The organism is Pseudomonas sp. UMAB-40 (assembly GCF_900095275.1).
GTDB classification, from domain to species: Bacteria; Pseudomonadota; Gammaproteobacteria; order Pseudomonadales; family Pseudomonadaceae; genus Aquipseudomonas; species Aquipseudomonas mandelii_B.
The window spans coordinates 78,419-102,463 of sequence record NZ_LT607554.1; the positions used below are offsets into that span (position 1 = coordinate 78,419).

The following is a 24,045-nucleotide window of genomic DNA, read 5'->3' on the forward strand; positions in this document are numbered from 1 at the left end:
ATGCTCATCAAATCAACGCCCTCACCGGCTCATCAATCACAAACGGCGAGTTCTCCACCAACCACTGCTCAATAAACGGCTCCCGCTCCTCCGGCTCTTTCAACCCCTTCTGATTCGCCGCCAATTGGCTTCTGTACAAATGACGAATAAGACTCTCGTTGCGGCTCAAACCATAGTTCTGAGGCACAGCACAGCGATCAACCCGGTAAGCATCAGCCTCTGTCCAGGCAAGCAGGTTGGCCACTTGCGGGTGGTCGAACATGACGGGGCCGCTGGCCGGTGTCGGTGCGTGGCGCACGTAGTTGCCGGGCAGGCTTTGTGGGTGTTGGTCGCGGTCGAGCCAGTGCCAGGAAATCACAGCGGCGTGGAAGGCGTTGCTTTGCGCGGGGGTCAGGGTTTCGGCGACTGGCAGCAGCATGCGCGGGTCGTAGTAACGCAAAACGCCTTCGGAGCGGCCTTGATTCCATTGCGCCTGGAGGAAGCCTCGCAGATGATCGGCCAGCGCTTCGAATGACCAAGGGCTGAACAGGGCGACGACGTGTTTGTTGCAGTCGACGGCGCTGATGAAGGTTTTCAGCCAGGGACGTTGGGTGTTGTCTACGCGCAGCAGCAGCGGGCCGAAATCGGCGATGGCGACTTCCGGGGTGTTTTCGAACAGCTTGGCCAGTTTGGCCACGTCGGGTTGCTCCGCCAGTTCTTGCAGCAGCGGGTAGTCGAGGCTGGTGGCGTCGATCAGCAGGTCGAGGTGCTGGTGTTGCAGTTGCTGGGCGTTGACCCATAACTCGTCGAGCCAGTGCACGTTGCTTGTGTACATAAAGTCGTCCTTTATCTCGCGGCCAGAGCTTGAGCGTTACGTTTGGCCCGGGCCAGACATTCCTTGCAGACTGGCGGTGGCGGCATTGGCGCATTGCCGAGCGCCTGTGGCGGTACCGCACCAGCGATGTCTGAATCCGCAGCGCCCGGCAGACGCGGTGGCTTGATGCCAATCCCCGTGCCACTGCCCGCCGAACCGCCGGCATTGATCTTCACCACCGGCCCAACCACAGTCACACCACTGGCATCCAGTTTGATGAAGCTGCCACTACCCTTGATGGTCAGCTCCGAACTAGCCTCAATAACAATCTTCGCCCCAGCCTTCAGATGAATCTCTTTCCCGACACTCGTCAGCTGCGCAGTCCCGAGCTTCACATGCTGGTTCTGCCCAATCGTCAGGTGATCATCCAGCCGCGTTTCAACCTTACGATCAGCAATCGTCGTGCGATGCTCTTCAGCCTTGAGTTCGGTGTAGGTGTTCTTGACCACCGTGTCATGCCGCTCATTGCCCACACGAATCTTCTGATCATGCTCAATGTTTTCATCCCAATCCCGCTGGGCATGAATAAAGATCTGCTCGGCTCCCTTCTTGTCCTCAATCCGCAGCTCATTGAACCCACCGCCCCCCGGTGAGCTGAGGGTTTTGAACACGGTGCGGGTTTTATTGGCCGGCAGTTCGTAGGGAACCTGATTTTCCTTGTGGTACAGGCAACCGGTCACCAGCGGTTGGTCGGGGTCGCCTTCGAGGAAGGTGACGAGTACTTCCATGCCGATGCGCGGAATGACAATCGCGCCATACCGATCCCCGGCCCAACTCGAAGAGACGCGCATCCAGCAGCTGGTTTTGTCATCCGCCAACCCTTCGCGGTCCCAGTGGAATTGCACTTTGATGCGACCGTATTGGTCGCAGTGGATTTCTTCGCCTTTGGGGCCGGTGACCATGGCGGTTTGGCTGCCGAGCACGCGCGGTTTCGGGTGTTGCAGCGCAGGGCGGTAGAAGACGTTCCATGGGGTGGCGAGGAAGCGGTTGCGGTAGCCCTGGTGGAAGTCGTCTTTGTTGTCGGTGGTGTCGCTGGTCACCGACTCTTCGAGGACTTGCGGTTGTTTGCCTTCGTGGACGATTTCGGTGAGCAGCCAGAGGTCGTTCCACTCGGTGCGTGGGTGGTCGGACATTTCCAGGAAGTGGCCGCTGACCAGGGTGGTCTGATCGCTTTTGCCTTCGGCTTGCTGATAGTCGGCGCGGTGGCGTTCGAGGGCGCGTTGGCTGAGGAATTTGCCGCGCGCGCGGTCGAGGAAGCGGCCTGGGTAGTCGTAGTCTTCGAGGTCGGGCTCGGTGCTTTCGCCGTCGGGTTTGTACGCGGCTTCAAGTTGCAGGCGTGGTTTTTCGAAGTCGTAGTCGCGGCGCGTGACGCGGCCGGTGCGGGTTTCCAGGCGCAGTTTGAAGCCTTTGATGACGGGCTCGTCGGCGACCATGCCGCTGCCTTGCACATAAGCCGTTGGCTGCCCGAGTTTCGGGAACACGGTCTGGTCGTCGCCGAAGACCAGCAGATGACCTTTGGCGCTGTGCTGGAAGTGGTAGTGAATGCCTTCTTCTTCGCACAGGCGCTGGACGAAGTGCAGGTCGGTTTCGTCGTACTGCACGCAGTAGTCGCGGTCCGGGTAGGGCTGGCTGAGCTGGAAGCTGTAGGCGTTGCCCTTGATGCCGTGCTCGTCGAGGATCAGCGCGATGATTTTCGGCGCGGACATCTGCTGGTAGATGCGCTGGTTGGTGCGGTGATGCAGGTATTGCAGTTGCGGCACCAGGGAGACTTTGTAGCGGGTCAGGCGCTTGCCGGCATCGCCTTGGGCGACACGGTAGATCTGGCCATGGATGCCGGAGCCCTGCGGATCGAACGCCAGGAACGCCTGTTTGTGCAGGAGTTTTTCCAGGTCCAGGTCGGGGTTTTCGCTGACCAGTTCGAGGTCGAAGCGATACGGCTGGCTGATGCCTTCGGTGCCGGTGAACGACAGCACTTGCAGGTCGCCGACGTAGTCTTCAACCGTCAGAGTGAAATGTGTTTCGTTAGCGAGGTTGAACATTGCTTGCTCCCTGTTCGGTAGTCATCCGTTACGCCCGCAGTCGCAGGCGTTGCAGCAAAGACGAAGTGGCGCCCAGGGCGTCACGCAATTGGGCGGCGGTGATGGTGCGCTTGGCCGCATCGAAAGCCAGCGCCGTTCGCAGGGCTGGCCAGCAGTGTTTCGGTAGATTGCGCGGTGCGTGCAGCTCGCGGTCGAGTTGGCCGTCGCGGGCCTCGACTGACGACAAGCGGCGGAACGGGTGTTTGCCGCCCGCCAGTTCGTAGAGCACGCAGGCCACGCCGTACACATCGGCACTGGCCGACAGCGGTTGGCCTTCGAGCAGCTCCGGGGCGGCGTAGCCCGGGGTCCAGGCGTTGAAACGGTCGCGACTCAGGTGTGGCAGGCCGGGCAAGATGCCCTCCTCTGCCTGGCCGAGGCCGAAGTCGAACAGGCGCACGCCTTCTTCGCTGAGCATCACGTTGCTCGGCTTCATGTCACCGTGCAGCACGCCGCGAGCGTGGGCGTAGGCCAGCGCGTCGAGCAGCGGCAGCGCGATGTCGCGCAGTTCTTTCCACGGCAGGCCCAGGGGGCGCTCGCAGAGTAATTTATCCAGGGTTAGCCCACGCATGAGTTCCATGGTGATGAAGGCGCGCTGGCAATCGGTGTCCACTTCAAAGGTGTGGAAGCGCAGCACGTTGTCGTGGCGCAGGCGTCGGGTCAGGGCGAACTCGCTGTAGAGCAAGGCGCTGGCGTCCGGCGATTCGGCAAATTCTTCGCTGAGGATTTTCAGCGCGATGTAAGGGTCGGGATCGCCGAACTGTTCGCTCAGCAAGTCCCGTGCGCGGTAAACCGCGCCCATGCCGCCGGCACCGAGCAGACGCTCGATGCGGTAACGGCCTGCGAGCACGTCGGGCATTTCGCCGATGCTGGCCTTGGTAGGCGCCAGCGCGGGCTCCGCCTTGTGCGGCTTTGCGAACGCAAAGTAAGTCAGGTTATTGGCTTCCTCGTCGGTCACCAGCAGGTCGTCGAGCGGCGGCATGAGTTGGGTCATTGTCGGATCACCACGGCAGTCAGGTTGTCCCGGGCCGAGCCACGCAAAGCGCCGTCGAACAGACGCTCCAGAGCAACGTGCGGCGCGGTCAGGCTCAGGGCATTGCCCAGGGCATCGCTGCTGAGCCCTTGGTACAAACCGTCGCTGCACAACAGAAACGAATCGCCGGGGTAAACCTCGAGCTCGAGCACGTCCAGCGTCAACACATCGGCGGCCCCGACCGCACGGGTCAGGGCATGGGCCGACGGATGCGCACGGGCGTCTTCGACGCTCATGTTTTGCTCGTCGATCAGTTGCTGTTGCAGCGAATGGTCCTTGGACAGCTGATACAAGCGCTGGCCACGCCACAGGTAGCAGCGGCTGTCGCCGGCCCAGATGCAGGCCGCGCGATTGCCTTCCACCAGCAGCGCCACCACGGTGCTGCCCATGATGCTGTCATGGCGCCCGGCGGTGACGGTCAACTCCTGACCCAGGCGGCGATTCAACCAGTGCAGGCACTGGCGAATGCCTTTGAGTCGTTCGTCGAAGTCGTCCTGCACCGGCAATTCCGCCAGGCTGGCGACGATCAACTGGCTGGCGATGTCGCCACCCTGATGACCGCCCATGCCGTCCGCGACCACCCACAGCCCCTGCTGTGGACAGTCGAGGAAAGCATCTTCGTTGCGCGCCCGAACCTTGCCCGGATCGGTACGCGCAGCGCTGCGCCAGGGACTGGCAACCAGCATCAGAGCTGCACCGGCATACGGAAGGTGCGCAGCACGCCCATGTCGAACGGGTTCGGCGTGCGCTGGCTGCTGAGCAGGTAATTGGCGCGCAGGCCACCCACGTCAGCTTTCAGCACCAGCACGTCGCGACCGCTCAGGTATTCGGTCTGCATCAGGTCGAACAGACGGAACAGCGACCATGGGCCAGTGTTCTTCTCAATACCGATCGGGCGTCCGGCCATTTTGTCGAGGACCAGGCTGGTGCGTCCGTCTTCAGCGTCGGTCGGCCATTTGAACGACACCGGCACGATCGGGCCGTGGCGGTATTCGATGGTCTTGTCGCCAAACTTGAACTCGGAACGGCTGACGGCCGGGTCGAGGGTGTACGGCTCCAGTTTGAACTGCACTTGCGGCTCGGCCGGGTTGACCGAGAAGAAGCTCTGGCGGATCACTTGGGCCGCGGCCATCTGGTCGAGGTAGACCTTGGAGATCGGCATGCTGTGACCGTCGATGGTGCGCAGGCGGTAGTTGCCTGGATCGCCACTGACGAACGGACGCATGTAGGTCTCGAAGAAGCGATCGTTGATGCCCTGCGCCTTGAAGAACTCGCGGAAATCGCTGATCGCAACGTCGCTGGTGCTGTGGGCGCTGAACGGGTAACGCTTGTTGATCGCCTTGCCGTAGAAGCTGTACAGCTCGCTCTGATAACGCTGGTTCAGGTACTGGTAGGAATCGTTCAGCACCAGACGCCAGGTGTCTTCAGCCAACACGTTGAACCACACGCTGACCGGACGTGGCAGACGGTTCGAGGCATTGCGCAGGGCGCTCAGCGCATCACGCTGGCCGCTCATGCGGGTCTTGGCCATTTCGAACGCGGCCTGATCCGGGGAACTGGCACGCGCCAGACTCGCCAGTTGCATTTGCAGGTCGTTGAGCGCCGTCAGTGCCGGGGTCAAATCGGCGGCCGGGCCGTTGTTGTCATCCAGCAGACGGTGCAGTGGTTCGAAGCGACGTTGCAGGGATTTCTTCGCGGTGTCCGGCAGGTTTTTCATCGCGGTCATGTCTGCGGCCTGGTCTGCTGCGGCAGACGCCAGTTTGCCCAGCTTGCCCAGTTTGCCTTTCTGATCGGCCAGTGCTCCAGCGGCATCAGCCGCTTGCTCAGCCGGTTCGGCTTCTGCCGGGAACCGGGTGTTCTCGCGCACTTCCACCAGCAGTTGCAGCACCGGAGAATTGGCCGACGTCAGGCCCGCCAGTTGCTCGGCGCCCTCGCCCGCATCGTTGATCGGTGGCAGGGCAACCTGGCCGACCGCCTCACTCCAGAAGTTGGCGTAGTCGCGGAAGTACAGTTGCTCCAATTCGACCATCAGACGACGCAAGTCCATGCCGCTGATGCCCGAGCCTTCGCCCAGTACCCAGTTGTCACGCAGGATGTCGGTGACCAGCGCAGAACCCTGAACCGAGAAGTACTGCTGATAACCCTGCTGGGTGTAGAACCCCGGGATCACGTAGTCGGTGCCGACAAACAGTGAAGCCTGCGGGCCCATGTGTTGGCTCAAACGGTATTCCGGCAGGTTGCGGGCCTGCTCGCGCAGCATCCGGTAAACCACGTTGGCCAGCGACTCGCTGCGCAATACCTGACGCGCCTGCGCCACCAGTTGATCGTTCAGCGGGTAGATAAACGGCTGCTTGAGCAAACGCTCGAAGTGCGTGTTCAGACCGTTCTGCACCGCGGTGTTGCCGGCGTAACGCTGGGACCAGTCAGTGGCGACCCAATCCTTGAGCCATGCCGCATCGCGACGATCCTTCATGTTCAGCATCAGGTACGCGCGCAGGCTGTTGAGCAAGCGTTCGCGGTCCTTCATGTTGGCGCGGATCTGCCCTTCCAGCAGCGTCGCAACCTTCGGCAGCAATTGCGCTTCGAGCTCACGCTCGTAGGCGTCCTTGACCACCGGGTTGACCTCTTCACCTTGGTACAGACCGCCACGCTCGTGGTACGACACGTCACCTTTTTTCGGGAAGACCTGGGTCGCCGCATAGCTGGTGTCGAGGGTCTTGAGCACGGCCATGGAATCATCACGCGCGGTCAGGGCCGAGCGCTGTTGAGTCCAGTTGGTGGCCAGGTTGCGCAGGTTTTCCAGACGCTCGTAGTTGGCGGAGAACCCGCCCGCCCACAGCATGCCGAACAGCGCCAGTGCCGCCAATGCGCCCACGTACAGGGCACGTTGGCCCCAATGGATGCGGCTGCGTTCGCGCTTGTCCAGACCGGCCAGATCGGCCTCGGGGAAGATCACCCGGCTGAGCAAATGGTGGATGAACCGCGAACGGCCACTGCGCAAGGTCGGCAACATGCCGGCGCTCATGCCCAGACTGGCGCCGATGCCGGCGGTGGTCTGGTCCATCTCTTGAGTCAGGTGCGGCGCGCTGGTCAGGTAGAAACCGCGCAATTGGCTGACACGCTGGTAGCGGTTGCCGGTGAACGCCATGTCGACGAACAGGCACAGGCGCTCGCCGATCTGCCCCAGCTGATGCGGGAAGTCGAGGATGCGGCCTCGGCGCTGGGTGTCGCGCTCCTGGTGCATGCGCATGATGACCTGGCTGTTCAGGCGACGCAGCAGCTCTTCGAACTCGGCGCGCAGGACGGCGACATCGGTGCCGCTCTGCTCTTTGCGGAAGCTGGTGCCGAGCACCTGATCGCTTTCTTCGCGGGTCAGTTGATCGAAGAACTCGTCGAAACCGAGCAGCTTGTCGGCCTTGCTCAGCACCAGATAAACCGGCACATCGACGTGCAGTTTCTGATGCACGTCTTGCAGACGCGCACGCACCTGGCGAGCCAGGGTATCGAGGTCCTGCTCGGTGTTGCCCAGCAGTAATTCAACCGGGATGGTCACCAGCACGCCGTTCAACGGACGGTTGCGGCGACGCTTGCGCAGCAGGTCGAGCAAGGTGCTCCAGGCGCTGCCATCGACTTCGGCATCCGGCTGGGTCAGGTAACGCCCGGCGGTGTCGATCAGCACACCGTGGTCGGCGAAATACCAGTCGCAATGACGGGTGCCGAGGGTATCGCGGGTCAGTTTGCGGTCGATCTTGTTGATCGGAAACTCAAGGCCCGAGAAGTCCAGCAGGCTGGTCTTGCCGCTGCCCTGCGGACCGATCAGCAAGTACCACGGCAAATCACTGCGCCAGCGCTCGCTGCGACCGCGATACAGGCTCGAAGTCTTCAGGGTTTTCAACGCATCCTTGAAGCGCACGCGAAGCTCTTTCTGTTCTTCGTCGATCAGCTCTTCACGGCGGATACGATCCTGACCGTCTTCGGTGTCCTCGACCGCTTTTTTGCGCACACCGGCGCGCCAGCTGACGAAGACCATGGTCAGGCCCCAGATCAGGAACAGCACGCTGATGGTCAACAAACGGGAGGTCGATCCTTCCCAGAACTTGTAGTCATCAACGGCCAGCAGCGGCCCGACGAACCACACCAGCAGCGCGAGGAACAGCACCACCAGCAAGGTCCAGACCCAGGTCTTGCGCAAGAATGCGCCGACTTTCTTGAAAAACTTTTTCATCACACGTCCCTGTTTACGGCTGCGACTGCGGCTGGACCGCGGCCGGATCTAGCTGCTGAAAAGGTTGCAGAACGGTTTCGCGTTGCTCGCCCAACACCCAGGCGAAACCCGAATACATCACCACCAGGCAGACCACGGTGAACAGCACCACCATCCACGCCGGCACGATGCGCACCAGGCTGCGGCGCTGATCGTTCAAGCCTTCCCAGTGCGGCGAAAGCTCACGTGGCACGTCGCCGCGCAACTGACGGATCTGGCGATACAAGGCGTCGCGGATGCCTTCGAGCTCGAGCATGCCGCGGGCTTGCACGCGGTACTTGCCTTCGAAGCCCAGCGACAGGCACAGGTACATCAGCTCCAGCATAGGCAGGTGCTTGACTGGGTTTTTCGACAGGCGATCCAGCAGCTGGAAGAACTTCTCGCCGCCGAAGGTTTCGTTGTGGAAGCTGCTGAGCAGGCTCATCTGCGACCACTCGCTTTCGTTGCCCCACGGCGTGGTGACGACGGCTTCGTCGACCACGGTGCAGAGCACGTAACGCGCGGCCATCACCTGGCTGCTTTCGGCGCCGTTGTGCAGGGCGCGCACTTCAAACAGTTTCAACCCGGCGGTCAGTCGCTCGTTGAGCGCGTACATGTCTTCGCGGGTGTCGCTGTGCTTGAGGCGCACCACTTCCGACAACAGATCGGACGCGGCGGCCACCAGCGAATTGAGGCTGATGTTGAAGGATTCCGCCGGGCGCAAACGCGCCGCGTAAATCATCCGTTCTTCGAGCTGTTCAAAACGCGGCGGTGCAGCGAAATCGGTCAGCGGACTCGAAGCAGGGCCGTGGCCCTGGCGGTCGAGCAGGACGGTTTTATCGTCCTGGTTATGTTCCATGTCCTTGATCATGTCGGTCAGTTCCTGATGGCCCAGAATTTCAGTTCAAGCTCGGCGAATTCGCCGGACACGTGGAACGCGAAGCCGCCGGAGCGCTCGAGTTGTGCCAGGTCTTCGGAACTGAGTTCGAGAATGAAATAGGTTTTGTTGGAGTGGAACGCGATCTGCCGCGGGGCCACCGGCAACGGTTTGACCTTGATGCCCGGCAGATGCAGGTTGACCAGTTGGCGGATGCGCTCCACCGGGCCCACCTTGAGGTGCGCCGGCAAACGATGGCGCAGTTCTTCGGAGTCGCAGTTGGCACTGGCGGCGAGCACGAACGAAGCCGAGCCCAGCAGTTTGTGGTCGTGCAACGGCGAGACGATGATCCCGTACTGACGCGCTTGCAGCACCAGTTCGATGGCGTGCTGTTCGAGCACCATCGACAGCACCTGACGAATCGCTTCCATCAGTTTGCGGAAGCTCGCGCCCTGGTCGCTGTGCTGGTAACGGCTGTCCAGACGCGGGCGTTTGCTGTCGCTGGAGAAGGTCGCCAGGTCGCCAAGCATGGTCAGCAGCGTGCGGTACAACTCTTCCGGGTGAACCTGCTCCAGGCCGAGGTAGTGGCGCAGCAGCAGTTCAGTCCGGTTGATCAGTTGCAGCATCATGAAGTCGCCGACTTCCGCACCACCGACCTTGCCGTTGGAACGGATGCGCTCGGCGATGGTGTCGCCACGGTGACCGAGCATGCTGATCACTTCTTTCAGGCACGACAGCAAGTAGCTGGAGGCATGCGCCTGAATGTAGGTCGGCACGAAATCCGGGTCGAGGCTGATCACGCCGTCGGGCGTGGTATCGAGCACTTCGCAGATCTTCAGCTTCACGTAGGCCTGGTCGCTTTGCTGCTCGCCGAGCAACAGTTTGAAATCCGGGCGGCCGCAGCTGACCTGGCTCGCGGAATCGTCACCGGCGTTGGAGTCGGCCACTTCCGCTTCATACGCGGTGTAGCGCGCCAGCACGTCGGATTGCTCCGGGCGGCGGGACTCGATGTGATTGCCCGTGACCAGCGGCAGCGCCAGGTAGATCGGCGTGTTGCCGGTGTTCGGCGGCACGTCGAGCGCCAACGGCTCGGTGTTGCCGCCGAGCTCGAACAGGCTGCCGTCCGGCAGAATCCCCGAGGCCTGGCTGATCACCAGTTTGCCCATGTTGAGGAACTGCAAATCGATTTCCAGATTGAGGAAGCCCCAGGTGTAACTGCCCAGTAACTGGGTGCGGGTCTTCATCTGGTGATCGTAATAGCGGTCGTTATGCTGGAAGTGCTGCGGACGCAGCAGCATGCCTTCCTGCCAAATGACTTTATGGGAATTCATGATCAGTCATCCGCCTTGGCGAGCGTTTCGTTGCTGTTGCGAATACCGGCCTGATCGAGGGTCAAATCAGCGTCGGTGACTTCCACCGGGGTGACTTGCACCGTGTAGCGCCATTTGGTTTCCGGCAGGTCACGGTAGGCTGCGAGGATGCCGACGTAGCGACTGCCCTCCTCCACGCTGAGCTTGAGCTCGACGGTTTCGCCCGGGCGCAGTTCGAGTTCTTCGCTGGCCACCAGGTCCGGGGCCAGGGACTCCTTGGCGCGCTCGTACAGGCTGAAGAAGTCAGCATTTTCGAAGGTCACCGGGTGCTTGAGCTCGAACAGGCGCACGACGATCGGCGACGGACGCCCGTTGAGGTCCGGGTTCAGCTGATCGCTGGCGGTGAGCTTCAGATTGAGCTTGGTGACGTGGGAATACGGCGACAGCGACGAGCAACCGGCCAGCAGCACCAGGGCCGCGAACGCCGTCAGCGTCTTGAAAAAAGCGGTCGAGCAGCGAGACATGCGCATCATCCTTGGTGGTCGGTGTGAAGGGTAGAAATCAGGCGGATCTGTTCTTCGTAGGCCTGGGCAAAGTCGCGGGCCAACAGGCGCTCGCTCCAGTCATCGTCCTGGCGCAGGGCCTGGTGATAACGACCGTAGGCTCTCCAGCGACTGCCGGACGTGGCCATGATCGGCTTGTTGTCGCGCTCGAAACGCAGGGTCAATTGCTCTGGCGAGAAGTGTTCCAGCGTGCCGCGAACGGCGGCGCGGCTGGCGGTGAGCAAGGCCACTTGATGCGCCTGCAAATCGCGGAACGCACGAGAGATCGCTTGCTCGGCCGGCAACTGACCCGGCTTGTTCGGCTGCAACAAAATGCCCAGCGCTTCACCGGCATCGACGGCAAATTTCAGCGGGTTTTTGTTTGTGCCTTGAACGATGGTCTGGGCCAGGCGCAGTTCGTTCTTCAGTTCGCTGCGGGTGCGCAGGCTCTGCTGCAAACCGCCGACGCTCTGCTTGAGCAAGCGCGCAGCATTCAGCGCGAGGGCTTCGCGGGCGTCGTGGTCGAGGCCTTTGAGGTCCACGCCCAGTGCCGCGCCGAAGTGTTCCCAGAAACCTTCGCTCTGACGCTCGACGGCTTTGGGCGGTGGCGCGGGGGCTGGCTCTGCCGGGGCGTTGATCAGCTCCGGGACCATCAGGCTTTCCATGTCGATGCGTGCGTAATCAGCGCGCTGACGGGTGTCCTCGATGGTCGTGCTCGGCGAAATCAGTTCGTCGATTTCCGAATACACGCGCTCTTGCTGATCAAGGGCGTTCAGCGGGTCGAGGTCGAGGAACGCATCGTCCGGAATGATGCTGCCGGCCGCTTGCGGACGGCCGACTTCGACGTCGAAGGTCGCCGGATCGCGCACCAGCCGTGCACGGATCTCGAAATCACCCAGTACGTACACGCTGCCGTGTTCGATGCGCATCGCTTCGCCTTTGCGCAGGCGCGCGCCGCTTTCGCTGTCCTGGATACCGTTGCTGCTGGTATCGGTCAGGAAAAACGTGCCTTCGCGGTAGCTGATCAACGCGTGATGGTTGGACAGATGACGCTTGCGGTCGGGAATGATCCAGTCGCAGTCCTCACCCCGGCCAATCACGCCACCGGCCTGCTTGAAGGTCTTCTGGCACAAATCCGTGGGCACGAATTGCTTGGTGTTCAGCATTTCGAAAACCAGTTCCATGGTGATACTCCTTGCGGTCACTTGCCGCGATTGACCGCCTGCGGATCACCCAATGGGCGATAGGTGTTGTCGTTGTATTTGTAATTGCCGCTACAGCCGCCGAGGCCGCATAGAACGACGAGGGTCAGCAGGACGGCTTGCCAGTGACGAACAGGCATCAGAGGGTCTCCATGGGTAGACAAAGCACAAAGCGCCGACCCGGTTGGGCGGCGCTGTTAGAAGCGAATGAGGTGAAATCGGTGGTCATATTCCTACCCACCGAAGTCACCCAAATTGATATTCAGGCGCCCAAGGCGGTACAGCAGCGTGCGGCGCGGCAGGCCGAGTTCGCGGGCGGCGAGGGTCTGGTTGCCGTCGTTTTTGCGCAGGCAATCGAGCAGCAGGCTGCGCTCGACCTGCTCCAGGCGTTCGCGCAGGTTCAGGCTGTTGTCTTCCGGCATGGCTTCCATGCGCAGGGAGAAATGCTCGGCCAGCAACTCGCCGCCCTCGCACAGCAAAACGGCACGTTCGACCAGGCCTTTGAGTTCGCGCACGTTGCCGGGGAACGCGTAACCGGACAGGTGATCCAGCGCCGCATCGGACCAACGCACCGCATCGCGCTGCAAGAACGAGCACGCCTTGTCGGCGAAGTGGCGGGCCAGGTCGAGGATGTCGCCTTCGCGCTGACGCAGGGCTGGCAACTCGATCGGGAATTGCGCGAGGCGGTAGTACAAGTCCTCGCGGAATTTGCCTTCGCTGACCAGCACCGACAAATCCCGGTGCGTCGCGGCGATGATGCGCACGTCGATCTTGTGGGTGTCGTTGGAACCCAGCGGGCGAATCTCGCCTTCCTGCAAAACGCGCAACAGCTTGGCTTGCAGGGACAACGGCATGTCGCCGATTTCATCGAGCAGCAAGGTGCCGCCATTGGCCGCATCGAACAGCCCGGCACGGTCGCGGTCTGCGCCGGTGAACGCGCCTTTGCGGTAGCCGAACAGCTCGCTTTCCAGCAGGTTCTCGGGGAACGCCGCGCAGTTCTGCACGATGAACGCCTGGGAACGACGCGGACCGCAGTCGTGGATGGCGCGCGCGACCACTTCCTTGCCGGTGCCGGTTTCGCCGCGCAGCAGCACGGTGTACGGGCTGTGCAGGACTTTGCTGATCAGCGAGTAGGTCTGGCGCATGGCCTTGCTCTTGCCGATCAGGCCGTAACCGCTGGCGCTCGGAATGCTGGCCTTCAGCGGTCTCGTCTCACCCGCCGGCTGGCGCAAACGCTGCAACAGATGCAGTTGGCCCAGCACGAACGAACCCAATTGAGCGAGGGAATCGGCAAAGCCTTGCAGGTCGATGTGCCGGCGACTGGCGCACAGCAGCAAGCCTTCGACGGCCTTCTGCTGATTGACCAGCGGCACGCACAACAGCGACTGCCAAGGCGTGGCCTGCGGCGGCAGGAAACTGGTTTCGTGCAGGCTGCCGCTCAACTCGCTGAGGCTCACTACGCGGTTCTGGCACAGGGCGAATTGCAGCAGTTGTTCACCGTTGTAATCCGCCGGCAGGCTCGCCGCTTCCCGGGGTTGCAGGATGCCGTTGAGGCACTCGGCGTTCATCCCCAGGCATGTGTGAGTCGCGTCCAGCAAGTACAGCTGCGTCAATTCGCAACCACTGAGCTCGGCCAACCCGCGCACGAAGTCACCCAGCAGCGCAGCACCGTCCGCCGCGCGCGACAGGCTGGCGAACTGCGCCAGCAAGGCTTCGGCATAGACCAGCGGTTGCGGCACTTGAGTGAACATCACACCCACCTCAGGCGAACTCGCACGTCACGCTGGCGTTGCCGTCGAGCGTCGCGTGGACACGCTTGAGGCTTTCACCGGTGGCCATCGCGTCGAGCAAGCGATCGGCCACCAGCGGCAGCACGTGCAGGTCGAGCAAGTGGTCGATCAAACGCGCGCCGCTGTCGCTTTGGGTGCAGCGTTCGGCGAGGTGATCGACGAGGTCTTGCGAGTAGGTGAAATCCAGCTGACGACGGTTCAGGCGTTCGCCCAGACGACCGAGTTTGATTTCGATCAGCTCGCGCAGCACCGGGCCGCCCACCGGGTAGTAAGGCACCACGCGCATCCGTGCCAGCAACGCCGGTTTGAAGTGTTTGCTCAGCACCGGGCGAATGGTTTCTTCGAGGACTTCGGCCGATGGGCGTGCGCCGTTTTCGCAGAGTTCGCTGATGCGGTCGCTGCCCAGGTTCGAGGTCATCAGGATCAACGTGTTGCGGAAATCGATCTCGCGCCCTTCGCCGTCGTTGGCCACGCCTTTGTCGAAGATTTGGTAGAACAGGTTCAGCACGTCAGGGTCGGCTTTTTCGACTTCATCGAGCAGCACGACCGAGTACGGCTTCTGGCGCACGGCTTCGGTGAGCATGCCGCCTTCGCCGTAACCGACGTAGCCCGGTGGCGCACCGATCAGGCGCGACACGGTGTGCTTCTCCTGGAACTCGGACATGTTGATGGTGGTGATGAAACGATCACCGCCGTATAACAAGTCGGCCAGGGCCAGCGCGGTTTCGGTCTTGCCGACGCCGCTCGGGCCGACCAGCAGGAACACGCCAACCGGCGCATCCGGTTTGTTCAGGCCGGCAGCGGTGGCGCGCATCGAGCGGTCCAGGGCGTGAACGGCTTGTTCCTGACCACGAATGCGCGTGCGCAGGTCGGTGGCGAAACTCGCGACCTTGGCGTTGTGTTCGCGAGCCAGTTGCGCCAATGGCACGCCGGTCCAGGCGCTGATCACTTCGGCGACCAGACGCGGGCACACTTCGAAGCTCACCAGACGTTCTTTGACCTGAAGCTCGGTCAGGGCTTTGTGAGTTTCATTAAGCGCGGCTTCCAGGGCTTCGACGCTGTGCGCTTCGTCCACCGGCAGCGTTTCGATCACGGTGCCTTCGGCGTCTTCTTCGACCGTGATGGTCGGCTCGACGGCTGCGGCTTCGCGAGCCTTGGCCAGTTGCTGACGCAGGTCCAGCAGGCGTTCAGCCAGTTCTTTCTGTTCGGTCCACAGGGTTTCCAATGCGACCATTTCGTCTTCGGCGGCGGCCAGACGATCTTCCAACGCGTCCAGCGCTTCGTGATCGATCAGCAAACCGGCTTCGGCATCACGGCGCAGGGCCTGACGCTGACGTCCGCCTTCAGCCAGTTCGCCACGCAGGCGCTCAAGGCTTTCCGGGGCAGCGGCGAGGCTGATGCGCACGCGGGCGCACGCGGTGTCGAGCACGTCGACGGCTTTGTCCGGCAGCTGACGGCCCGCGAGGTAACGAGCGGACAACTCGGCCGCCGCGACCACTGCGTCATCGCGCAAGTAGATGCCGTGGCTCTTCTCGTACACCTGAGCCAGGCCACGGAGGATGGTCACCGCTTCGCTGACGGTCGGTTCGTGCAGTTGCACCGGCTGGAAGCGACGGGCCAGCGCCGGGTCTTTTTCGAAGTATTTCTTGTACTCCGCCCAGGTGGTGGCGGCGATGGTGCGCAACTCGCCACGGGCCAGGGCTGGCTTGAGCAGGTTGGCCGCGTCGGAGCCGCCGGCATTGCCGCCCGCACCGATCAGCGTGTGCGCTTCGTCAATGAACAGAATGATCGGTTTCGGCGAGGCTTTGACTTCATCGATAACGCCTTTGAGGCGGCGTTCGAATTCACCTTTGACGCTGGCGCCCGCCTGCAACAGGCCCATGTCCAGGGACAACAGCTCCACGCCTTTCAACACTTGCGGCACTTCACCGGCGGCGATGCGCGAGGCCAGGCCTTCGACGATGGCGGTTTTGCCGACGCCGGCTTCACCGACCACGATCGGGTTGTTCTTGCGGCGGCGGGCAAGGATGTCGACCATCTGACGGATCGCGCCGTCGCGGCACAGCACCGGGTCGAGTTTGCCGTCGCGGGCCTGTTGGGTCAGGTTGTGGGTGAAGCGCTCCAACAGCGATTCGCCGGGCACAGCCGGTTTGCCGGTGGCCGGTTGCTCTTTCTGCGACAGGGCGAATTCTTTCAGGCGTTCGATGTTCAGCTTGGCCAGCAACGACTGGTAGCGGCTGCCCGCATAGCGCATCGGATTGCGCAGCAGCGCGAGGATCAACGCGGCCTGCTCGACCTGGCTCTGGCCCAGTTCAAGGTTGGCCACCAGCAACGCGTCTTGCAGCCACTGCACCAGTTCCGGGGCGAACACCGGGTTGCGCGAAGCGCTGTGCTCGACCCGCGATTGCAACGCGGCACTCAGTTCACCGGCATCCACTTCGGCGTCTTGCAGCGCGCGTGCGAGCAAGCCTTGCGGGCGCTCCAGCAGGCCGAGCAGCAAGTCTTCGACGAGGATTTTGCTGCCGCCACGGGCGACGCAACGCTCGGCCGAACTTTCCAGATCACGACGGGTTTCGGCGTCCAGCGCCTGGATAAGTTGTTGCAGGTCTACGTTGATCATGGGTCATCTGTCCTTAATGAATTTTGCTGCCCAGGGTCACCACGCCGTCCGCTTTTTCGCGGCCCAGCCAACTGGTCCATCCCAGGCGACAGGCGTTTTGCTCACCGATGCGCAGTTCGCGGATTTCTTCCTGGCGCAACACCAGGCGAATGTCGTAATCGAGCGGGTCACGCAGGGTGAACCGCACCAGCGCGCACAACGGCTGGTAGCCGAAACCGATCGGCAGGAATTCGTGGAAACGTTGCCAGTCGAGTTCGCGGATGTGGATGCGGAACTTGCCGCTGCGGTCGCGCACGTGTTCGCCCAGCACCAGGTCTTCGCCGAGCAGGCTGTTGGCGCGACCGAGGCGATTGCGCTGCTCGTCGAGAATTTCCACGCGACGCTCGATGCACTGTTCGATGGTCAGTTCGGCGTGCTTGAAGTAGTAACGCAGCACCGCTTCGATCAGCGCCGCCGAGTGCGCCCGCAAGCTGAGCAAGCCGAGATACGGCAGCAGGCGTTTCCAGTTCAGTTCCTGGGCCTTGCGGATCTCTTCGCCGCCGAGGCCGATCAGCGCAAACAGCTGGGAAGAAAACGGATCGAGCGCGCCGCTCTCGAAACTGGCGCGGTAGCGGTACTTGCGCCAGATCGGCAGCATCAGCCGTTGCAGGCGATGGTGGAACAGGTCGAGGAAGTTGCGGGTCGGGTTGCCGTCTTCGCTGTCGCCCAGGGCCTGTTCACCGTAGAACGCCGGCAGTGGCGAGCCGGAACCGACCAGGCCGATCAGGTTGAAACGCAGGCGCGCGCGCATCTGCCCGTGCTCGTGGAAAAACTCCACGCGATCGACGTCGCTGCCAGGGAAACCCAGGCTCGGGTTGGCCTGGAATTCGAGCTGATCGTACAGATCGTCCTGGCTCAGGTGCGGGTGGGCCTCGCGCAGCCGGTCAACCACCAGCAGCACGGCCTGAAACAGCGAGTACTCGCGTATTCCTCGGGTCAGCCCGCTTAAAGAAGCGGCTGAAGGCCCATACGTGGTGTCCATTGGTACACCTCTCCCTGTGTGCTTTTTACTCGCAGCTCGTGGTACGAATTGAGACTGGCGTAAAGCGCGAAAAACTCGTTAAGAACCGAGGCGAAAACGAACAGGTCGCCCTCGCCGATATACCCTTCCGGGTCGATGGTCAGTTCGGTGCGCAACCCGCGAACCGGTAACCCTCGGTGCAACCGGTCGACGTGTTTGTGCTTGATCGACTTGAGCCCGCCGAGCAGGCGTTTGCTGACTTTTTCAGCGTGTTGGTCGTAGTAGCGCGGCAGGTCGTAGGTTTCCAGAATCACCTTCAACGCGTTGACGTCGGCCAGCGACAGATAGTTGAGCGACATGTTGCTGATCAGCTTCCAGAGGAAGTCGCGGTTCAGCGGCGGCGCATAACTGGGCGTGGCCGGGGTGATGTTGCGGAAACTCAGGAACTCCGGCGTGTCTTCGCAGGCCTGGCTGATGTCGCCGAGCTTGAGCTTGCGCGGCAGGTTCTGGTTGGTGCACATCAGCTCGATCGACAGGGTTTCGTGGGCTTCGGTGTGGCGGATGCCGAAGCTCAGGTACGTGTCGAGGCCGTCGTGCAACAGCGACGAACGCTGGCGGATGCTGTAATGCGGACGGCTGTTGGGCACGTCGAAACTCGGGTCGTGCTCGAAGGATTCGAACGGCACGTATTCCTGATACCCGAGGCCACCGGGCTTCCATCCCGTGACCGTTTCCACCGAGAACACGCCGCAGTTCTGCAGGTCGAATTCGGCGGGTAACAGCAGGTATTCGTCTTGCTTGCCGTCGAGGCGGATCGGCAGCGCGTCGTGCTTGAACAGGTTGACGATCGGCGTGCAGTAGAGCTTCACGTTGTCCAGCGTCGGGCGCATGCGCATGATGCCGCTCTTGCGAATGTCGAAGCGCAACTCGAGGCCGCGCATTTGCTTCAACGTGTCTTCCGGCAATGCCTTGAGCATGTCCAGACCGTTGACGTCGACGAACAGGAACTTGTCCTGGAAAGCGAAGTATTCCTGCAAGTAGCGATAGCCACGGAAGGTATTCAGCGGATACGGGATCAACGCTTCTTCTTCGGCAAAACCTACCGGCTGCACACGGTCGCCGGGCATCTTGAATGCCATCGGCATGCCGTTCACGCCATTGATCGGCTTGCCGGCGCCGTCCAGCGGGATCAGCTCGATGCCTTCCAGATTGCGCAACAGGCTGAGGTACAGCATCTGACTGATGTAACGCTCGCCAGCGAAGTGCAGACGCAGACGGCTCAACTCCAATTCACCGAGGTGACCGTCAGCGCTCATCTCCAGACGCAGGCTCAACAGCGAGCCGTCGCCCTTCACCGAGTAATTCAGCGCGGCCAGATCCAGCGGCAAGACTTCGGTCGGATAGCAGGTGCGGAAGCGGCAGCGCACGTCATCGACCGGCACGCTCTCGACTGGCGTGTCGCGCTCGACCATCAACGCAGGCCCCGAACGTTTCAACGGATCGAACTGCAAAATGCTGAACGCAGGCAGCGGCCGCATGTAGTTCGGCCACAGCAGGTGCATCAGGGAATGGCTGAGCTCCGGCAGCTCGTCGTCGAGCTTCTGGCGCAGGCGGCCGGTCAGGAACGCGAAGCCCTCAAGCAACCGCTCCACATCCGGATCTCGCCCGGCCTGGCCAAGGAAAGGCGCCAATGCCGGGCTACGCTCGGCGAATCGACGACCTAACTGGCGAAGTGCGGTGAGTTCGCTTTGGTAGTAGTGGTTAAAGGACATGGAGTAGCTGCCTGATCATGAATTTAGTGAAGTTACCGAACTGGCACGAAGCCAGCGTCGGATAATCAGTCGATGAACTAGTGAGCGTGTGAATAACGCGATGACACTCATACCTCCTGTCAGCATGCTGTATGCCATCGCACGAACTGGATTCTCAGGAAGAAAATAGAAAAGTACGATCGCGACCATCAGCACTATCGTTGCAAATTTCAAAGCCATTCTAGGCAGCACGAAAACAACTACATTGATGAATATAAAAAATCCAAACATCAGCTCAGCAGTTATCCCAATAGCAACGCCCCTCGCCGTGAAACCGCCCATTCGTTCTTTATAAAAAGAAACTCCAAGATCATGAACAAACACGTACAAAACGATCACCAATAAATAAGCAATAGCCCCGAAAGTTATTTTCGCGACCTGGGCACTATTAGAAACGGCGCAACTCATCGGTGTCGGATTGGAATTCACATCAAGCTCCATTAATTAAGCGCTTTTTTGTACCTATATCACTACCTTGCTCACAGCGATTCACGTTTTTGGAAAAATTTCGCCCAAACCCTCACCAGCAGACTGGACATGACAATTGCAATAAAAGTCAAACTTCCCGACAGAGCACCATATGCCATACCGCGAACAGGGTATTGTGGAAGCATGTAATACAAAATAGCCAAGACCATAAACACGGCTATACCAATTTTGACTGGCATCCTCTTAACAAAAACAATAATGAAGTTACAAAAAACAAAAAAGTAAAAAATCACATACATCCCCATCCCGATAGCGACACCACGAGACGTCAACCCGCCCACCATCTCTTTGTAGATTGGCACCGCATAATTATTCATGACAATGTAAAGTGCACATGCCAGAAAATGAATCAGGAACCCTATGACTATTCGACTATTCATTTATTCGCCAACCTGCTTATTCCAAATTCCATATTTATCCAGTTCGCCCTGCAAAATTGGGTTCTCCAGCCTGACATTAGATGTCGGCACGTAAGGAATGCTGACAGGATTCATTTCTTTTTCGGTACTTCGAATAGGGCTCGCTGCGTGATGTTCTACGATAAGCTTGAAGTTTTCGGAAGCCCACAACGCTGCTCTTAAAATAATGAAATTATCATATTCATTTTTTTCATCGACTTTAGCCCCGATTGGCATACCGTCACCAAACTGAATACCAGTCACGATCGTTTCCTTGATTGCGGTATCAATATCTTGATACCGCTCTAGATAGAGTCGATACGTGTCTACAGCGAAAGGAATCTGTCCTATTCCATCAGTCCAATAAGGCTTATCTTTGACAAACACCATCAAGTAGTCATCACCGCCAGCAGATCTCACCTTCCAATCAGCATATGATTGCTTGGCATAAGCAATTGATGGCCTGTCAACATTGGCGTAATCAATAATCCCCTGCCATTCGAAATGCTTATACGCGACATATGCTTCAGAACCTGCTTGCGTGGACTCCTCATTCACCCAAATAAGCTTTCTATAATTATCTGCCAGCGGCTCAAACCATTGATACTTTTCCGCGTATAGTTTTTCCGCAGTCATGATTCGAAAAGTTTTATCCTCAGAATCAGGCTTCAACCCAAACAACGGCGTACCGTTTGTACGAGTAATTAGCCAGATACTTGGAAGCGGCACCGACTTTGGCTTTACATCTTTACTCTCGGTTGTTTCTGCTTCAACCTTTAGAGCCGTACTCCCTTCAGAGGTCAAAAAGGTGTAGGGAACACCGTCTACAACAACAATAGTCTCCACGTTTTTTATTCCGCCGAAATCAAAATCGTGACAGGCTCAGCTACTTTGCCGGTCGAAAAGGAACCTGATATACCTGACGATGTTGAGCCGATTTTTTCTATCCCACTCTGAGAACGAATGGTGTAGTTCAATCCGCTCACCGCTTTTCCATCGGAAGTTTTAAATTCAAAAACACGATTGAATATTCCGGGAATAATCACAGGCAACGGAGGTACAAACGGCACCGGCGAATGCGAGTTCCCGATAATCACCGTCCCGGACCCAGCCGTAACCTTGTTGCCATGGGTCCCAACGGAATCCACCGTCGCAGCCGGTTTGCCGTTAATCAAAACCGTCGTCGCCAACCCGCCCGACATCGCACCACCACACGCCGAGGCATCGCCTTGGCGGGCGGCCGCGAGGCCGTCGAAGAAGACGTCGCCGGAACCGGCGGCGATCGGGTTGGTGCCGTGGCCGGGGAGCGGGCAAGCGGTGGGGTCGGATACGCGGGCTGCGGGTTTGCCGGACATACGATTCTCCTTAGTTGACCTTGACTTGACCGCTGCCATCCAGGCGCGCGGCGAAACTGACCTGGCGCTTGAAACCATCAACTTCCAGCAGGCCTTCGATGCTGAAGGACAAGCGAAGCTGATCGTGATCACGCGGCAGGGAGATGACACGCACATTGCTCAGGCGTGGCTCGTAGGCTTCGATGAAATTTTCGATGGCCAGACGGGCCTGACTCAGGGAGTCGTGCAGGCTCAGACGCATGTCATTGAGATCGGGTAGCCCGTAGTCGGACAGCGTTTGCACGCTGCCCGCACGGGTGCTGAGCATCTTGGCCAGATGGGCAGCCACGGACGCCATGGCGGAGACCTCGCGGCTCCAGCCGACGCGTTTGTCCGCGTCGCCACCCAGGCGTTCGAATAGGCTGCCGTATCCAGTCATGACTCAGGCTCCGCTTACTCTTTGTCCAGCTTGCCAACCAGCGACAGGGTGAAATCGGCACCCATGTACTTGAAGTGCGGGCGCACGTTCAGGCTGACGCGGTACCAGCCAGGCTCGCCTTCGACATCGCTGACGATGATCTGGGCAGCGCGCAGTGGACGACGGCCACGGACTTCGGCGCTCGGGTTTTCCTGGTCGGCCACGTACTGGCGGATCCACTTGTTGAGTTCCAGCTCGAGGTCGGTACGTTCTTTCCACGAACCGAGTTGCTCGCGCTGCAGCACTTTCAAGTAGTGAGCCAGGCGGTTGACGATCATCATGTATGGCAGTTGGGTGCCGAGCTTGTAGTTCAGCTCTGCGGCCTTGCCTTCTGCGCTGATGCCGAAGAACTTCGGCTTCTGCACCGAGCTCGCGGAGAAGAACGCCGCATTGTCGGAGCCTTTGCGCATGGTCAGGGAGATGAAGCCTTCCTCGGCCAATTCGTATTCACGACGGTCGCTAACCAGAACTTCCGTAGGAATCTTGGTTTCGATTTCGCCCATGCTTTCGAAGTGGTGCAACGGCAGGTCTTCAACCGCGCCACCGCTCTGCGGGCCGATGATGTTCGGGCACCAGCGGAATTTGGCGAAGCTGTCGGTCAGCTTGGTGCCGAACGCGTAGGCGGTGTTGCCCCACAGGTAGTGTTCGTGGCTGTTGGCGACGGTTTCCTTGTACACGAACGATTTGACCGGGTTTTCTTCCGGGTCGTACGGGTTACGCAGCAGGAAACGCGGCACGGTCAGGCCAACGTAACGGGAGTCTTCCGACTGGCGGAAGCTCTGCCATTTGGCGAATTGCGGGCCTTCGAAGTGATCTTTCAGATCTTTCAGGTCCGGCAGGCCGGTGAAGCTTTCCAGGCCGAAGAATTTCGGGCCGGCAGCCGCAATGAACGGTGCGTGCGACATGCAGGCTACGCTGGACACGTACTGCATCAGTTTCACGTCCGGCGAGCTTGGGGACATGAAGTAGTTGGCGATGATCGCGCCGACAGGCTGACCACCGAACTGACCGTATTCAGCGGTGTAGATGTGCTTGTACAGGCCCGACTGCATCACTTCCGGCGAATCGTCGAAATCGTCCAGCAGGTCTTCTTTGGAGACGTTGAGGATTTCAATCTTGATGTTTTCGCGGAAGTTGGTGCGATCGACCAGCAACTGCAGACCACGCCACGACGATTCCAGGGACTGGAAGGCCGGGTGGTGCAGGATTTCGTCCATCTGACGGCTGAGCTTGGCATCGATCTCGGCGATCATGCGGTCAACCATGGCTTTCTTGACCGGCTCACCGTTGTTCTGCGGCTTGAGCAGCTCTTCGATGAAGGCCGACACACCGCGCTTGGCGATGTCGTAGGCTTCGTCGTCCGGCGTCAGGCGGGTTTCGGCGATGATGCTGTCGAGAATGCTGTATTCGCCGTTCTCTTTGCTCTTTTGCTGTGCTGCGCTAGTGCTCATTGTCTTGGCTTCCTTGGCTGATAGAGACTCAGGCGTCCTGGGCTGCGGCGTTCAGGCCCAGCTCACCCAGTACGCGACCGCGGGATTCGTCGTCGGCGAGAACGCCTTCGATGGCTTTGCGGAACGCAGGCGCGTTACCCAGCGGGCCTTTGAGGGCCACCAGCGCGTCGCGCAGTTCCATCAGTTTTTTCAGCTCAGGCACTTGCTCGACCAGCGAGGCCGGGTTGAAGTCCTTCATCGAATTGACGCGCAGTTGCACGGCCAGCTCGTCGGCTTCGCCATCTTCCTGCAGACGGTTCGGCACGCTCAGTGTCAGGCTCAGCTCTTGCTTGGCCAGCACTTCGTCAAACGTCATCTTGTCGATGCTGATCGGCTTGCGATCTTCGACTTTGCGTTCGTCCTTGCGGTGGGTGTAGTCACCGATTGCCAGTAGTTTCAACGGCAGTTCAATCTCTTCCTGTGCACCACCGGTGGCAGGTTTGAAGGTGACGTTGATGCGTTCCTTGGGGGCTACCGAGCCTTCTTTGGCCATGGCTTTT

The 24,045-nt window shown here is 60.2% G+C and carries 21 protein-coding genes; all 21 read right to left on the reverse strand.

Annotated elements, in window-relative coordinates; genetic code table 11:
* Nucleotides 1-7: 7 nt before the first annotated feature.
* Entirely contained in the window at nucleotides 8-814 is an 807-nt protein-coding gene (locus tag K0F88_RS06850) for a DUF4123 domain-containing protein (RefSeq protein ID WP_219094652.1), read from the reverse strand.
* 11 nt (nucleotides 815-825) lie between these two features.
* Nucleotides 826-2,892 carry a type VI secretion system tip protein TssI/VgrG gene (tssI, locus tag K0F88_RS06855; RefSeq protein WP_219094653.1) on the reverse strand — a complete coding sequence of 689 codons (2,067 nt, stop codon included), beginning with the start codon at nucleotides 2,890-2,892 and terminating at the stop codon, nucleotides 826-828.
* 28 nt (nucleotides 2,893-2,920) lie between these two features.
* On the reverse strand, nucleotides 2,921-3,922 hold the full coding sequence (locus K0F88_RS06860; RefSeq protein ID WP_219094654.1) for a serine/threonine-protein kinase: 1,002 nt from the start codon (nucleotides 3,920-3,922) through the stop codon (nucleotides 2,921-2,923).
* Entirely contained in the window at nucleotides 3,919-4,647 is a 729-nt protein-coding gene (locus tag K0F88_RS06865; RefSeq protein ID WP_094469964.1) for a PP2C family serine/threonine-protein phosphatase, read from the reverse strand. Before K0F88_RS06865 ends, K0F88_RS06860 begins: the two co-directional genes overlap by 4 nt.
* Nucleotides 4,647-8,186, reverse strand: coding sequence for a type VI secretion system membrane subunit TssM (tssM, locus tag K0F88_RS06870; RefSeq protein ID WP_094469963.1), 3,540 nt, complete (start codon nucleotides 8,184-8,186; stop codon nucleotides 4,647-4,649). The genes K0F88_RS06865 and tssM overlap by 1 nt, the downstream gene beginning before the upstream one ends.
* A gap of 13 nt (nucleotides 8,187-8,199) precedes the next feature.
* On the reverse strand, nucleotides 8,200-9,075 hold the full coding sequence (gene icmH, locus K0F88_RS06875; protein WP_010465262.1) for a type IVB secretion system protein IcmH/DotU: 876 nt from the start codon (nucleotides 9,073-9,075) through the stop codon (nucleotides 8,200-8,202).
* A 5-nt stretch (nucleotides 9,076-9,080) separates the two neighbouring features.
* Nucleotides 9,081-10,412 (reverse strand): type VI secretion system baseplate subunit TssK, encoded by a 1,332-nt coding sequence (gene tssK, locus K0F88_RS06880; RefSeq protein WP_094469962.1) that lies wholly within the window; start codon nucleotides 10,410-10,412, stop codon nucleotides 9,081-9,083.
* A gap of 2 nt (nucleotides 10,413-10,414) precedes the next feature.
* Nucleotides 10,415-10,915 carry a type VI secretion system lipoprotein TssJ gene (gene tssJ / locus K0F88_RS06885; RefSeq protein ID WP_094469961.1) on the reverse strand — a complete coding sequence of 167 codons (501 nt, stop codon included), beginning with the start codon at nucleotides 10,913-10,915 and terminating at the stop codon, nucleotides 10,415-10,417.
* A gap of 5 nt (nucleotides 10,916-10,920) precedes the next feature.
* The gene (gene tagH / locus K0F88_RS06890) at nucleotides 10,921-12,117 is read right to left on the reverse strand and encodes a type VI secretion system-associated FHA domain protein TagH (RefSeq protein ID WP_094469960.1); all 1,197 of its coding nucleotides are present in this window, start codon (nucleotides 12,115-12,117) and stop codon (nucleotides 10,921-10,923) included.
* Nucleotides 12,118-12,134: 17 nt separating this feature from the next.
* Entirely contained in the window at nucleotides 12,135-12,275 is a 141-nt protein-coding gene (locus tag K0F88_RS06895; RefSeq protein ID WP_007894589.1) for a hypothetical protein, read from the reverse strand.
* Between the two features lie 93 nt (nucleotides 12,276-12,368).
* Complete coding sequence (locus K0F88_RS06900; protein WP_094469959.1) at nucleotides 12,369-13,886, reverse strand: sigma-54-dependent Fis family transcriptional regulator; 1,518 nt, start codon at nucleotides 13,884-13,886, stop codon at nucleotides 12,369-12,371.
* Between the two features lie 10 nt (nucleotides 13,887-13,896).
* A complete protein-coding gene (gene tssH, locus K0F88_RS06905) occupies nucleotides 13,897-16,545 on the reverse strand; it encodes a type VI secretion system ATPase TssH (RefSeq protein WP_094469958.1) in 2,649 nt (882 codons plus the stop codon).
* Nucleotides 16,546-16,558: 13 nt separating this feature from the next.
* Nucleotides 16,559-17,566: a type VI secretion system baseplate subunit TssG gene (gene tssG, locus K0F88_RS06910; RefSeq protein WP_010465275.1), complete on the reverse strand. Its 1,008-nt coding sequence runs from the start codon at nucleotides 17,564-17,566 to the stop codon at nucleotides 16,559-16,561.
* Nucleotides 17,530-19,317, reverse strand: a complete 1,788-nt coding sequence (gene tssF, locus K0F88_RS06915; RefSeq protein WP_094469957.1) for a type VI secretion system baseplate subunit TssF — start codon at nucleotides 19,315-19,317, stop codon at nucleotides 17,530-17,532. Before tssF ends, tssG begins: the two co-directional genes overlap by 37 nt.
* A gap of 15 nt (nucleotides 19,318-19,332) precedes the next feature.
* A complete protein-coding gene (locus K0F88_RS06920) occupies nucleotides 19,333-19,785 on the reverse strand; it encodes a hypothetical protein (protein ID WP_241824468.1) in 453 nt (150 codons plus the stop codon).
* 50 nt (nucleotides 19,786-19,835) lie between these two features.
* Nucleotides 19,836-20,162, reverse strand: coding sequence for a hypothetical protein (locus K0F88_RS06925; RefSeq protein WP_257605197.1), 327 nt, complete (start codon nucleotides 20,160-20,162; stop codon nucleotides 19,836-19,838).
* A 63-nt stretch (nucleotides 20,163-20,225) separates the two neighbouring features.
* Nucleotides 20,226-21,089 carry a hypothetical protein gene (locus K0F88_RS06930; RefSeq protein ID WP_219094655.1) on the reverse strand — a complete coding sequence of 288 codons (864 nt, stop codon included), beginning with the start codon at nucleotides 21,087-21,089 and terminating at the stop codon, nucleotides 20,226-20,228.
* Nucleotides 21,090-21,094: 5 nt separating this feature from the next.
* Nucleotides 21,095-21,598 (reverse strand): PAAR domain-containing protein, encoded by a 504-nt coding sequence (locus K0F88_RS06935; protein WP_219094656.1) that lies wholly within the window; start codon nucleotides 21,596-21,598, stop codon nucleotides 21,095-21,097.
* 10 nt (nucleotides 21,599-21,608) lie between these two features.
* The gene (gene tssE, locus K0F88_RS06940; protein WP_008150080.1) at nucleotides 21,609-22,016 is read right to left on the reverse strand and encodes a type VI secretion system baseplate subunit TssE; all 408 of its coding nucleotides are present in this window, start codon (nucleotides 22,014-22,016) and stop codon (nucleotides 21,609-21,611) included.
* 14 nt (nucleotides 22,017-22,030) lie between these two features.
* Nucleotides 22,031-23,506 carry a type VI secretion system contractile sheath large subunit gene (gene tssC / locus K0F88_RS06945; protein WP_094469955.1) on the reverse strand — a complete coding sequence of 492 codons (1,476 nt, stop codon included), beginning with the start codon at nucleotides 23,504-23,506 and terminating at the stop codon, nucleotides 22,031-22,033.
* 28 nt (nucleotides 23,507-23,534) lie between these two features.
* Nucleotides 23,535-24,038 (reverse strand): type VI secretion system contractile sheath small subunit, encoded by a 504-nt coding sequence (gene tssB / locus K0F88_RS06950; RefSeq protein ID WP_019650069.1) that lies wholly within the window; start codon nucleotides 24,036-24,038, stop codon nucleotides 23,535-23,537.
* Nucleotides 24,039-24,045 lie beyond the last annotated feature (7 nt).